Below are 13,316 nucleotides of genomic sequence, written 5' to 3' on the forward strand. Positions count from 1 at the left end.
TTACATTGGCGGGGCCGCTACGTGGCGGCCCCGCTTTTTTGTATCCTATGCTGTACGCAGGTTGGGAATTGCTGAACTGGGTAGCGCTGTACCTGGTGGCCCGGGCCGTTTTTAAAGCCTTGAGCCTCGTCGTTAGCGAATGGGGGATTCTGAAAGCAGGCGCGCTTTTCATCATCTTGCTCAGCACCTGCCACGGCCGGAGCCCGGCCCCCGCGGCCGGACAAGCGACATCGGTGGCGGCCACCGGCGACGCCAGCGGCGTAGACAGAGGCCCCCATCTCGTGACGATAGCCGAGGAGCCGATGGGTAGCGTCGTGCTGCTGGTGACCAAAGGAGCGCTCATCAACCCAACCGGCTTGCAGGTGGCCCGGTCGGTTTCCGGCACCTTTCCGGGCGGCCACCGCTGGGAGCCCGTTGGCCTTGGCAGCTACCACATCGAAAAGGACCGGTTCACTTACGGCACCACGGAGCTGCTGCACTGGCAGCTGCTGGGCACGACTGTCTACACGCAAGTAAAAGATTTGCACGGCACCGTAGCCATAAAATGAGTTTATTTTTGTCACAGAAAGGCCCTGCACAAGCTGTGCGGGGCCTTTTTACCTTTAAATACTTTCCTTACATCTCCGTTTGGCACGACGGCCTCAAGGCTAAATTGTGGCCAATTTACTAATACTGGTTATTTGCAATCGATTACTTCAGCCACTTGGCCAGCACCTTTTGCTGGGCGGCGGTGGGGTTGGGCAGGGGCTGGATTTGGTAGCGCAGGTCGGGGTCGGCGCGGTAGGTCAGGGTGAGGTCGCGCAGGAGGCCGTCGCGGCGCACCTGGAGCTTGAGGGGCGTGCCCACGGCCCCGCCCAGCAGGGCCTTGGCCGATTCTTCGCCGGGGGCCGCCCCGTTGATGAGCAGCACCTCGTCGTTCACGTTCAGGCCGTCGGTCCAGGCCGCGCCGTTGCGCTCGGTGCCCGCCACCAGCAGCTTGCCGGTGCGCGTGGAGAGCGTGGCCCCCAGCGTGCCGTTGGGGTTACTAGGGGCGCTGGTGCAGGCCAGGCCCGCGTAGGCGAAGGCCGTGGCGTAGTCGATGGTTTTGGTGCCGTACACGCTCTGCCGGAAGAAATCGTCGAAGCGCCGGCCGGCCACCGCGGCCACCGCGTCCTGGTACTCCTGGTCGGTGAAGCCGCGGCCCAGCTTCTGGTAGTACGTGGCGTAGAGCAGGCGGAACACGTCGTCGAGGTGCTTCTGGCCCTGGGTGGCGTTGATGATCATCAAATCGAGCACCGCGCCGATGGTTTCGCCCTTGTCGTAGTAGCTGATGCCCGTGTTGGACGAGTTTTCGTTGGGCCGGTAGTACTTAATCCAGGCGTCGAAGCTGGCCTCGGCAGCCGACTGCACTTTGTTGCCGGGCGTGTTTTCGACCGTGCCGATGGTGCTGGCCAGGTGCTCGAGGTAGCCCGGCTGGTCGTAGTAGCCGGCCCGCTCGTTCATCAGGTTGGCCATGTACTCGGTCATGCCTTCGCTCACCCACAGCATGTGGGTGTAGTTCTCGTGGTCGTAGTCGAAGGGCCCCAGGGCCACCGGGCGGATGCGCTTCACGTTCCAGAGGTGGAAGTACTCGTGGGCCGCCAGCCGCAGGAAGCTCTTGTAGCCGGCCTCGGTGCCGTAGGTGGTACGGCCCACTTCCAGGGTGGTGGAGTAGAGGTGCTCCAGGCCCCCGCCGCCGCGCTCCAGGTTGTGCACGATGAACAGGTAGTGGTCCAGGGGGTTCTGGCCCACCACGCCCTGCGCCGTTTCGCAAATCTTCTGCATGTCGGCCAGCAGGCGGGGCTCGTCGGCCTGGTAGGTGCCGTACATGGCCATTTGGTGCACCGTGCCGTTGGCCGTGAATTGCAGCACTTTCTGGTTGCCGATTTCGATGGGCGAGTCGGCCAGCTCGTCGTAGCTGGCGGCTTTGTACGTGAACTTCGCGCCGCCCGGGGCCGCCCGCAGCGCCGTGCTCACCTGGGCCCAGCCGGGGGCCGGCTGCACCACCAGGGTGCTGGCCAGGCCCTTGTTCAGGGCCGGGTACACGAACACGCTGCTGCCGTTGAGGTAGCCGTGGTCGGCGTCGACAAAGCTCGTGCGCACGCTGATCTCGAAGGCGTACACGCGGTAAGCCACCTGGAAATCGGCCTGCTTGGGGTGGCGCACCCGCCAGGTATTCTTGTCGATTTTCTCCACCGCCAGCGCCTGGCCGCCGGCCCCGGTGGCCCGGAAACCCTCCACGTTTTTGGCGTATTCGCGCACCAGGTACGAGCCCGGGGCCCAGACCGGCAGCTTCACGTCGGTGTAGTCCTGGGCAAAGCCGCTTAGCGCCACGCCCACCTCGAAGTAGTGGGTTTGGGGCGCGGGCATGGCCAGGGTGTAGCGCAGCGCGGGCGCAGCGGCGGCCCGGGTTTGGGCTCCGGCGGGCGCGGCCAGCAGCGCGGCGGCCAGGCCGCCCAGCAAGCGGAAAGAAATGGGCATACGAAGAAGGAATTTTAGCATTGAGACGGGCCGCAAAGTACGGGCCGCAAAGTACGGGCCGCCGCCGGCCTCCAACCTAGCGGCCCCCGGCTGCGTTTAGCGGGCCAGGCTTTGCCCCCGCCCCTATGCGCATCATCTGGTTGATTTTCATTGGCCTGGCCCTGGCCATTGCGGGGCTGTTGCCCCGGCACCGGCCGGCCGCGCCGGCCCGCCCCGCCGCTACGACCGGGCCCGCCGGCCCCCCCGCCGGGCCCCGGGGCCGCGCCGACAGCGTGGTGGCCTTCGCGCTGCGGCAGCTGGGGGCCCCCTACGCGTTTGCCGGCACCAGCCCCGCCACGGGCTTCGACTGCTCGGGCTTTGTGCAGTACGTGTACGGGCACTTCGGCGTGGCCGTGCCGCACTCCACGGCCCTGCTCATCGGCGCGGGCCGGCCGGTGCCGCGGGCCGAGGCCCGGCCCGGCGATTTGGTGGTGTTTGCCGGTACGGCCCCCGGCAGCGCCACGGCCGGCCACGCGGGCATCGTGGTGTCGGCGGCGGGGGCGGTGCCGGTGCGCTTCGTGCACGCCTCCTCGGCCCGGCGCGCGTCGGGCGTGAAAACCAGTGCCATCGAGGGCAGCGGCTACGAAACCCGGTTTTTGCAGGTGCGGCGGGTGCTCAACTAACCGTTCTGGCCGGCCCGCGGCTGGTACCCCTAAAAAAGCGATGCCCGGCTCGCCAACGAGTGGCAAGCCGGGCATCTAATCCTTCAAATCTTACCAAACAGCGCAGCTGGGGTACAGCTCCGGCGTGTCTCTAACAGTAAGACCTGGGCCAACGTAGGCCGCGATAGAGACTAAAGCGGCCCCGCGAAGCTGTTATCTAGGCGCGCACGGCGGTGATGCGTACGACATTGGACAGGCTTGGCAGGATTTGGTTGGGACTACTAGACATTTTGTACCTCCTTTCTTTACGTTCCACATAACCCCGGCCGCGCGGCCCAGCACATTAGGGCTACTTGGGCGGGGGCGTAGCACTCGCTACTGGGCCCCAAAGTTAGAAGCCGGGCGTAAGGTTCAAAATTTTCGGGGCGCTTTTAGGAAAGAAAGCTTGTTTTGGCCGGTGGGAGGCTGATTTTCAGGCCTATTATTTTTGCGCTGCCAACCCAAAAATTCATCTGCCGTGCCAGCGGCCAACTCTGGCCGCAAACTTGCCCTAGCTGGCGGGAAAGGCGGCATTCGGCGGGCCCGAATATTTACCTTACCTTTTCCCCGTCATTCTTTTGCCCGCTTTTCTTTTATTCCATCCCTCTCTCCTTGCCCACCCATGAAAAAATTTGCCTTTCTGTTGGTTGTTTTGGCGCTGGCCGGCGCGCGCCTGGCCTCGGCCCAAACCCTGAGCCCGCTGGGCGTGTGGACCAATGCCGAGAAAAAAGCCACGTTTGAGATTTATAAGTGCGGCGACAAGCTGTGCGGCAAAATCGTGACCCTGACCATTCCCAACGACCCGGCAACCGGCAAGCCCAAAACCGACACCCAAAACCCCGACCCCAAGCTGCGCAGCCGCCCGCGCCTGGGCTTGGTGCTCATGGAAGGCTTTAAGTACGACGACGATAACAAGTGGGACGACGGCAAGATTTACGACCCGGAGAGCGGCAAAACCTATTCGTGCTACATGAAAATGGAAAGCGCCAACGCCATGGAAGTGAAGGGTTACATCGGCTTCTCGCTCATCGGCAAGTCGCAGACCTGGACGCGGGTGAAGTAGGCCGCACCGCCCAAAACGGCCGGTTTCCTCGCGGGAGCCGGCTTTTTTGTGTTTTTTTCGGGCCCCAACCGCGGCCTTTTTGAAAACTATTTGAAAACGCCGGGGGTTGCACACTGCTCCCTCTCCTCACTCTTGCTCCGTCCGTGCGGTCTTTCCTGCGCTCTTTATTTTCGTCGGCTCCAACGGCCCGCTCCGGCGAGTGGCGGCCGTTTGCCCTGACGGCGGCGCAGGCAGGCCGGCACCAGCAGTGGGTGGAGCAGCGCATTTACCGCAACTGGCTGGGGCCCTACTTCAAGGCCTACCACCTGCACCGGGCCGGCGCGGCCGGGCGGCGCGGCCTGCGGGCCGAGCCCCTGCGCGAAGAGGGCCGCCAAGGGGCCATGCTGTACTACGACGACAGCATCAACCCCGTCAATTTCCGCCATTTTTACGAGCTGGTGGGCGAGCGAATTGTGGGCCTGGGCTACCTCCGCGCGGCCGCCGACGAGTGCACCCGCCGCCACGAAAACCTGCACGAGCACACCTACAAGCTGCATTTCAAGCCGCCGCCCGTCGACTGCCCCGACTGCGGCCTGTGCGACCAGCGCTACGGCCTCGTCACGCTCGATTTGGTGGCCCTCAACGGCCAGCCCCTGTTCATTCGCCTGGCTGCCAACCCCGTGCTGGAACCCGGCTTCACGGCCGCCGTTTCCTTTGAGGAACTGCTGCGCACGGTGTTCGACGAGCCCTTTCCTACCCCGGAGGAAGAAGTCAACCGGTTGGAGTACACGCAGTTTTAGATCAATTGATTAATTGTTGCATGGTTAGTTGTTAAACAATTAACCATGCAACAATTAATCAATTGATCTAAACAATTTATTCTCGCTCGAAGCGGGCCTGGCCGAGCGCCGCGCCGGTGGCGCTGGTCAGGCGCAGCAGGTACAGGCCCGGGGCCAGCGCCTGGGTGTTGAGCCGGGCGGCGGGCGGCACGGGTTGGGCCAGCACGCGGCGACCGGTGGCGTCGAACACCTCGGCCGTGGCGGGACCCGGCAGCGCGGGCAGTTGCAAGGCGTCGCGGCAGGGGTTGGGGAACACGCCCAGCGCGGGGCCCGCGGCCGGCCGGGTACTCAGCACCAGGCTGTTGTCTTCCGCGCTGGCATTGGCCAGGAGCAGCAGCGCGAGGTCGGGGTCGGCCGCCACGCTGGCCAGCTGGCGGGCCCCCACGGGCACGTCGAACGCCTCCTGGGCCTGGGCCTGGCGGTGGCGCACGCGCTGGGTAGTGCCGTCGGCGAAGGTGAGCAGGTAGTCCACGTCGAGGTCGAAAAAGGGCGTCACGGCGGGCTGCGACGCAGTTTCGCGGGTGCGCACGGTGGCCGAGGGGCCCACCTGGTGCCAGGCCACGGCCAGCGACGGGTAGCCCTGCCCCCGGAACCACTGCTGAAAAAAGTACCCCAGCGGCCGGCCCGCCTCGCCCTCGAACACGGCCTGCAAATCGGCGGTGCGGGCCGTGCCGCCCCCGAACCGCTGCTGGTAGGTGCGCAGGGCCCGGAAAAACCGGGCGTCGTCGTTCAGCAGGCCGCGCAGCATGTGGATGACCAGCGCGGCCTTCCGGTAGCTCAGGTCCGAGTTGAAGATGCGGGCCACGTCGGTGGTGTCGGGCACGGCCACGCTGCCGGGGTTGCGCAGGGCCCGGAAGCGGGCGTCGGCCAGCCAGGCGGGCACGCCGGCGGGCTGGAAGGCCTGGTACGAGAGGTACTCGCCGTAGGAGGCAAACCCTTCGTTGAGCCAGACGTCGGTCCAGCTCGCGCAGGTCACGTTGTCGCCGAACCACTGGTGGAACAGCTCGTGGGCGTTCAGGCCGAAGTCGAACCCGTCCTGGGTGGTCATCGTCTGGTGCTCCATGCCGCCGCCGATGGGGGCCATGCTGTGGCCGTACTTGGTGGCGGCAAACGGGTAGGGCCCCGCCAGCCGGGCGTAGTTTTCGAGGAAGCCCGCCGTGCGGTCGATGTCGGCCTGGTAGAAAGCCAGGGCCCCCTGGTCGTACACGTAGTCCACGATGGGCACGCGGGGGCTGCCGGCGGGGTTGGCGTAGCTCACGGCTTCCAGGTAGGGGGCCACGGCCACCGAAATGAGGTAATAGGCAATGGGTTGGCGCGATTTCCACTCGTAGCGCACGCGGTTGCCGGGCAGCGGCACGGTGCGGACCAGCGCCCCGTTCGAGCCCACCTTGTTGGGCAGCGTCGTCGTCACCCACACGTCCGACGAGTCGGCCTTGTCGGTGAGCACCTGCTTGCACGGGAACCACTCGTGGGCCGAAAACGGCTCCGACAGCGACCAGAGCACCTGGTAGCGGTGCCAGGTGCCGGCGTAGCGCACCGAGTCGCGGCGGTCGAGGGCGTTGCCGATGGCGGCGGTGCTGCCGTGCGGGGCCGTGCCGTGGTAGTAAATGCGGGCGTCGGCCAGGGAGCCCGCGGGGGCCGGCGCGGCTAGGGCGGCGGTGGCCTCCAGCCCTGCCCGCCGCACGCCGGGGGCCCGGCGGCCGTTCACCACCACCGAGTCAATCAGCAGCGTGGGCGTGCCGGCGGGCGCGCCGGCCGGGGCCTGGTACAGGTCGAAGGCCAGCGAGTCGAGGGCCCGGGGCCCCACCCGCACGCGCAGCCACGCCGAGCCGGCCACGTCGCGCGAGGTGGGCTCCAGGGCCAAGTCGAGCTTGTAGTAGGTGACGTCGTAGCGGGCGAGCTGGGCGCGGCGGGCGGGCGAGGCCGCGGGGGCCGCCGCGCCCAGCCCGCCCGCCCGCAGGTGGGCCGTGGCGCAGGCCAGCCCGGCGGCGGCGGGGCCCACCTGGGCCGCGGCCCGCAGGCCCGCCAGCCCCGCCAGGAGCCCCAGCCCCCAGCGCGAAAAAATATGGGAAAACGCCATGACCGTGAAGGCAATAAGAAACAGCGGAGCGCCGTTTTTCGGTGGTTGAAAGATACGCGCTGCGCCGCGGACGGCCGGGCCAGGCGGGCCCGCCGGCGGGGCCATTTTTTTGGCCCGGGCCGCGGTGTTTTCCGGGGAGGGCTGGTTAACTTGCGGCAATGATGAAAACAATTTTTACCCGCCTGATTACCATTTTTTGTTTTGCCCGCGGCGGGCCCATGGCCCTGGTGCTGGCCGGGCTGCTGGGGCTGGCGGGCCCGGCGCGGGCCACCCACATCGTGGGCGGCGAGCTGGAGCTAGAGCACGTGAGCGGCGCAACGTACATCCTGCGCATGAACCTGTACTTCGACGCCGTGAACGGCCAGCCCGGGGCCCTGGACAACGAGCTGACGGCCAGCATTTTTGACCGCACCACCAACGCCCGCAAGCTCGACGTGGTGCTGCCCCTGACCACCAGCTCCTACGTGAACTACACCAACCCGGCCTGCACCGTGCCCGTTCTCAGCACCCGCAAGCTGGTATACGCCCAGACCATTCAGCTGCCGGCCGGCACCTACGGCAGCCCGGGCGGCTACTACGCGGCCGTGGAGCGCTGCTGCCGCAACAACACCATCAGCAATATCGAGTTGCCATTCGCGGCGGCCCAGACGTTTTACCTGGAGTTTCCGGGCGTGGTGCGCGGGGGCCAGCCGTTCGTCGATTCCACGCCGCGCATCTTCCCGCCCCTGGCCGACTACGCCTGCCGCAACGAGCTGTTTTACTACGACTTCGGCGGCACCGACGCCGACGGCGACTCGCTGGCCTACGACCTGGTGACGCCCCTCAACGGCCACTCCAACACGGTGGTGCCCAAGCCCGCGCAGGCCGCCCCGGCCCCCTACGCCCCCATCGACTGGAAGCCCGGCCGGAGCGCCCAGGACCAGATTCCGGGCACCCCCACGCTGCAAATCGACGGCCGCACCGGCCGCCTCACCGTGCGGCCCAGCACCCTGGGCCTGTTCGTGTTCGGGGTGCGCTGCGCGGAGTACCGCCGGGGCGAGAAAATCGGCGAGTGCCGCCGCGACTTCCAGCTCATGGTGCTCAACTGCCCCGCCAACAACCCGCCCAGCGTGCTGGTGCTGCCCCAGGCCGCCGGCCACCCGGCCCCCTACCGGCCCGGCCGCGACACGCTGCGCCTGCGCCCCGGCGGCGACCATTGCTACCAGCTGCGCTTCACCGACCCCGACCCGGGCTCGACGCTCACGCTCTCGCTGCACCCGGTGAACTTCGCCGGCAACCTGCCCACCTTCGCCGCCACCGCCCCCACCACGGGCCGGGTGCACGCCGCCGGGGCCCCCGACACGCTCACGGCCACGCTGTGCTTCCCGGACTGCCTGAACTCGCGGGGCAAGGTGTTTTTGCTCGACGTGATTGTGGCCGACGACGGGTGCAGCCTGCCCCGGCGCGATACTGTGCGGGTGGCCTTCATTGCCACGCCGCCGCCCAACGGGCCGCCCGTTATCAGCAGCACGGCGGGGCCCGCCCTGCCCCTGCACGCCAGGGTGGGCGATGTGGTGAGCTTCGACCTCGTGGCCAGCGACCCCGACAACGACGCCCTAACCCTGGCCATGACCGGGGGCGACTTCGCCCCGGCCGCCGTGGGGGCCGCCCTGGCCCAGGGCGGGGCCGGCGGCCGCGTGCAGGGCCGCTTCACGTGGCGGGTGCCGTGCGCGGCGGTGCGGGCCGCGCCGTATGTGTTCACGTTCACGGCCGCGGCCGCGCCCTGCGGCGAGCCGCAGGCGGCGGCCCTGGCCGTGCCCGTGGTGGTGGACTACGCCAACGCGGCCCCGGTGCTGGCGGCCACGCTGCCGCCCCCCCCGCCCGCCGACGGCCCGCCGCCCGTGGTGCGCCTGGCACTGGGCGGCACCTACGCCGCCACCCTGAGCGGCACCGACGCCGACCGCGACGGGCTGACGATGACGGCCACCGGCCGGGGCTTCGACCTGGCCGCGGCGGGCATGTACTTCGCGGCCCAGAACGGCACCGGCCAGGCCAGCGGCACCTTCCGCTGGGAGGCCAGCTGCGCTGCCGTGGGCCTGCCGCAGCCGCTCATCGTAGATTTTGGCCTGGTGGACGCCACCTGCCGGCCCCTGCCCCAAACCCGCGCCGTGCGCTTCGAAGTGGCCAAGCCCGACTCGGCGGCCGTGACGCTCTACAACGTCATCACCCCCAACGGCGACGCCCAGAACGAAACCTTCCGCCTGCCCGGCCTGCCGCCCAACTTCTGCAACGCGGAATTTGCCAGCCTGAAAATTTTCAGCCGCTGGGGCCAGCAGGTGTACGAAACCGCCGACCGCGACTTCCGCTGGGGCGGCCAGGGCTCGGCGGGCCTCTACTACTACGTGGTGGCCTACACCGACGGGCGGCGCTACAAGGGCTGGCTGGAAGTGCTACGCTAAGCCCGGGGCCACCGCAAAAACTTGGGGCATAAACTACTTGGCTCTCAGAAGGCCCGGTAGTAGCACGGCCGCGGTTAGGCCCAGGGCGCGTAACGCCGGGGCCGTTGGGCCGTTGAACGGGGGAAATCCGCCCACTTTTCCCGCCTCCGCGCATGTTTTCTTCGCTTACCCGCGCCGCCCTGCTGGCGGCCTGCCTGCCCGCCGCCGCGCCGGCCTTTGCCCAAACCCGCCCCGAAACGCCGTCCAAACCCCTGGGGACCATTGTGCTGCCGGCCGCCAAGGGCCTGAAACCCGTGCGGGTGGCCGCCTTCCCCGACCAGCGCGTGACCGGCGTGACGGTGTCGCGCCAGGGCCGCATCTTCGTCAACTTCCCGCTTTGGGAAGACGGGCACCGCGAGTCGGTGGCCGAAATTGTGCCCGGCCAGGCCCCCAAGCCCTACCCCGATGCCGCCTGGAACAGCGCCGTCACCGACCCCAAAGCGCCCGCCAGCCCGGCCCAGCGCTTCGTGTGCGTGCAGAGCGTGGTGGTGGACGACCAGGACCACCTGTGGGTGCTCGACCCGGCCTCGCCCAAATTTACGGGCGTGGTGCCCGGCGGGGCCAAGCTGGTGGAAATCGACCTGGCCACCAACAAGGTGCTGCGCACCATCGTGTTTACCGACAAGGTGGCCCCCTCGAAAAGCTACCTCAACGACGTGCGCTTCGACACCAAGCGCGGCTTTGCTTACCTCACCGAGTCGGGCACCGGGGCCCTGGTGGTCCTGAACCTGAAGAGCGGCCGCGCCCGCCGCGTGCTCGAAACCCACCCCTCGGTGCACCCCGAGCCGGGCTTCGACCTGGCCGTGGACGGCTACGTGCTGCGCGAGCCCGACGGCAAGAAACCCAACTTTCAGGTGGACGGCATCGAGCTGAGCGCCGACGGCAACACCCTGTACTACCAGGCCCTGATGGGCCGCACGATGTACCGCATCGGCACCGAGTTCCTGCGCGACAGCACCCTGAGCCCGGCCAAGCTGGCCGCCCACGTGCAGAAATTTGCCGTGCCCAGCGCCTCCGACGGCTACGGCCGCGACGCGGCCGGCAACCTGTACACGTCGGGCATCGAGGACAACAGCATCCACCGGGTGACGGCCGCCGGCAAGATCGAAACCATTGCCCAGGGCCCGGAAATCTCCTGGCCCGACACGTTCGGCTACGGCCCGGGCAACACGCTGTACTTCACCACGTCCCAAATCCAAACTCAGGACAAGTACCACAAGGGCAAGAGCACCCGCACCCAGCCCTACGGCCTGTGGAAGCTGGCGCTGGACCCGGCCAAGTAAGCGCCGGCTGCCCCCACACTCAGCACCGAAACGTCCCGCCGGAAGCCCCGGCGGGACGTTTTTGTATTCAACGAACGAACTTCGGGCCGGCCCGGGCCCGCGAACCATGCCTTCCCCTGCCCTGCCCGCCTGGCTGCGCGTGTTCGTGCGGCCCTACCCCAGCGCCAACAGCGTGCTGCTGCTGGCCCCCCGCCCCATCCTGGTCGACAGCGCGGGTTCGGGGCCGACGTGCCGGCCCTGGAGGCGTGGCTGCGGGCCCAGGGCGTGCCGCCCGGCGCCCTGGCGCTGGTGGCCAACACCCACTGGCACTGCGACCACGCGGGCGGCAATTACCACCTCCAAACCCGCTACGGCACCCCCGGGGCCGCCGCCGGGCCCGACGCGGCCCGCGTCAACGCCCGGGCCCCGGACGCCTGCGCGGCCGCCTGGTTGCACCAGCCCGTGGAGCCCTACGCCGTGGCGCGCACCCTGGCCCCCGGCGACGTGCCCGACACCGGCCGGGCGCAGCTGCGGGTGCTGGCCACGCCCGGCCACACCGCCCACCACCTCAGCTTCTGGGATGCAAAAAGCGGCGTGCTGCTGGCCGGCGACCTGTTCCACGCCCACGACGCGGGCTGGCTGAACCCCTGCGACGGGCCCGCCGCGCTGCACCAAAGCCTGGCGTCGCTGGCCGCGGTGGCGGCCCTGCCGCTGCGCCTCGCCGTATCGGGCCACGGCCCGGTGCTGGCCGCCCCCGCCGCCGCGCTGGCCGCCGCCCGGCAGCGCCTCACCCGCTGGCTGGCCGAGCCCGAAGCGGCGGCGCGGCACGCGGCCAAGCGCGTTTTCGCCTACGCGCCCATGCTCGAAGCGGGCGGCTGGGGCCCGGCCGCGTACCGGGCCTACGTGGCGGCGGCTCCCTGGCTGCGCGACGTGGCCGCCGTCTCGTTCGGCACCACGGCGGCGGCCCTGGCCGAGCAACTCACGGCCGGTTTTCGGGCGGCGGGCGTGTTTGTGGACGGGGCCAACGGCCACTTGCAGGTCACGACGCCGCACGTGGCCCCGGCCGCGGGCTGGGCCCGGGGGCCGGGGCGCGTGGCCGATTGGCCACCCGCCGGACCCGTAAAAATGCGCTTATGAAACGGTAGATGACTATTAACCAGGGGGTAAGGAGGGCCCTACTTTTGAGCTGCGTTTAGTTTTTTCCTCCCACCCTCCTAATCCCACCAATCCATGACGGACATTCATGCAATCGTTCCCACCCGGTTAGCGGTTCGCCGCACCGCGCCCCTGCTGCTGGGCCTGGTTTTGCTGGCCGGGTGCAGCACCCGCAGCACCGACATGCCGGCCCCGCAGGCCGCCGCCGCCACGGCCGCCGACCTCACCAGCGGCCTCGGCAACGGCGTCAACTTGCAGCCCTCGTACTACAACGGCGGCAACCCCAACTTCGGCTTTTCGCTGATGAAGCAGCAGACGAAAATCAAGACCGTCCGCATCGAAATCGAGCCCGGCTACGTGAGCCAGGCCAAAAGCTGGATTTCGCAGGCCAAGTCCAACGGCTACGCCGTTATCGCCACCTACCACAAGTCGTCGGTGCTGGGCTCCGACAACACTTCCGAGCTGGCCACCGCCGGCACCTGGTGGAAGACCAACTACAACGCGCTCGGCGGGGGCTTCACCATCAACCTGATGAACGAGTGGGGCAGCCACAACATCTCGTCCAACGCCTACGCGGCGGCCTACAACACGGCCATCAGCTCGGTGCGCGCGGTGTACAGCGGGCCGATTATCATCGACATCCCCGGCTACGGGCAGGAAACGTCCACGGCGGCCGCGGCCGTGAAGGGCACGGGCGGCACCAAAATCAACGACACCAACATCATCCTTTCGGCCCACGTGTACCCCAACGGCTACAACCAGGGCAAGGGCCACACCCTGCAAAACTCCGACCTCGACGACTTGGGCTCGGCCGGGCGGCCCTGCATCATCGGCGAGTTCGGCAACTCGCCGTCGGGGTCGGCCAACTGGTCGGGCATCGTGAGCTACGCCAAGTCGAAGGGCTGGACGGTGCTGGGCTGGTGCTGGAACGGCGACGGCGGCAGCATGAACATGGTGACCCCGTCGTGGTCGTCGAACGCCACGGCTACTTCGTTCTCGCTCAGCTCGTACTTCAGCACGGTGTACAACCTGCTGTAAGCGGCCGCTGCTGATTGTTAGAAAAGCCCCCTGGCAGCAGGGGGCTTTTTTGCGCAAAACGGCGCGGTTTCCCGTTTTCGTCGGGGCCGCCAAAAGGAAAGGCTTGGGCCGCCCCCGCGCCGGAAGCCGCGCGTGCCGACCCAGCGCCCGGGCTCCGCACCAAAGACCGCGCCCCGCCGCCGCGCCCAAGGCCCCGGCTGGTTCATCGGCGCGCGGCCCGCCAAGCCGGTGCAAACCGGACTAT

Annotated in this window: 10 protein-coding genes; 8 read left to right on the forward strand and 2 right to left on the reverse strand. The window is 68.2% G+C overall.

All coding sequences use genetic code 11. From position 1 onward, the window contains the following. Nucleotides 1-47: 47 nt before the first annotated feature. Nucleotides 48-548 carry a hypothetical protein gene (locus HNP98_RS18395; RefSeq protein ID WP_173811647.1) on the forward strand — a complete coding sequence of 167 codons (501 nt, stop codon included), beginning with the start codon at nt 48-50 and terminating at the stop codon, nt 546-548. A 142-nt stretch (nt 549-690) separates the two neighbouring features. Here the strand turns inward: HNP98_RS18395 and HNP98_RS18400 are convergent, their stop codons facing one another. Then, a complete protein-coding gene (locus HNP98_RS18400; protein WP_246275213.1) occupies nt 691-2,499 on the reverse strand; it encodes a M61 family metallopeptidase in 1,809 nt (602 codons plus the stop codon). Between the two features lie 125 nt (nt 2,500-2,624). On the opposite strand from HNP98_RS18400, the gene HNP98_RS18405 reads away from it, so the two are divergent. The 3 genes from HNP98_RS18405 (at nt 2,625) to HNP98_RS18415 (ending at nt 5,021) form a co-directional block, all read left to right on the forward strand. Then, nucleotides 2,625-3,161, forward strand: a complete 537-nt coding sequence (locus HNP98_RS18405) for a C40 family peptidase (protein WP_173811648.1) — start codon at nt 2,625-2,627, stop codon at nt 3,159-3,161. 640 nt (nt 3,162-3,801) lie between these two features. Further along, on the forward strand, nt 3,802-4,242 hold the full coding sequence (locus HNP98_RS18410; protein WP_173811649.1) for a DUF2147 domain-containing protein: 441 nt from the start codon (nt 3,802-3,804) through the stop codon (nt 4,240-4,242). Between the two features lie 143 nt (nt 4,243-4,385). Next, nucleotides 4,386-5,021 carry a hypothetical protein gene (locus HNP98_RS18415; protein ID WP_173811650.1) on the forward strand — a complete coding sequence of 212 codons (636 nt, stop codon included), beginning with the start codon at nt 4,386-4,388 and terminating at the stop codon, nt 5,019-5,021. A gap of 76 nt (nt 5,022-5,097) precedes the next feature. Here HNP98_RS18415 and HNP98_RS18420 read toward each other — a convergent pair whose 3' ends face one another. Continuing rightward, nucleotides 5,098-7,140: a M1 family aminopeptidase gene (locus HNP98_RS18420; protein ID WP_173811651.1), complete on the reverse strand. Its 2,043-nt coding sequence runs from the start codon at nt 7,138-7,140 to the stop codon at nt 5,098-5,100. A 161-nt stretch (nt 7,141-7,301) separates the two neighbouring features. On the opposite strand from HNP98_RS18420, the gene HNP98_RS18425 reads away from it, so the two are divergent. From HNP98_RS18425 to HNP98_RS18440, 4 genes are all read left to right on the forward strand, one after another. Beyond that, nucleotides 7,302-9,578 carry a gliding motility-associated C-terminal domain-containing protein gene (locus HNP98_RS18425; RefSeq protein ID WP_173811652.1) on the forward strand — a complete coding sequence of 759 codons (2,277 nt, stop codon included), beginning with the start codon at nt 7,302-7,304 and terminating at the stop codon, nt 9,576-9,578. A gap of 152 nt (nt 9,579-9,730) precedes the next feature. Continuing rightward, on the forward strand, nt 9,731-10,900 hold the full coding sequence (locus HNP98_RS18430) for an L-dopachrome tautomerase-related protein (protein ID WP_173811653.1): 1,170 nt from the start codon (nt 9,731-9,733) through the stop codon (nt 10,898-10,900). 228 nt (nt 10,901-11,128) lie between these two features. Next, a complete protein-coding gene (locus HNP98_RS18435; RefSeq protein WP_173811654.1) occupies nt 11,129-12,016 on the forward strand; it encodes an MBL fold metallo-hydrolase in 888 nt (295 codons plus the stop codon). Nucleotides 12,017-12,109: 93 nt separating this feature from the next. Continuing rightward, complete coding sequence (locus HNP98_RS18440) at nt 12,110-13,072, forward strand: glycoside hydrolase family 5 protein (RefSeq protein ID WP_173811655.1); 963 nt, start codon at nt 12,110-12,112, stop codon at nt 13,070-13,072. The last annotated feature ends 244 nt before the right edge of the window (nt 13,073-13,316 follow it).

The organism is Hymenobacter caeli (assembly GCF_013294115.1).
Classification (GTDB): Bacteria; Bacteroidota; Bacteroidia; order Cytophagales; family Hymenobacteraceae; genus Hymenobacter; species Hymenobacter caeli.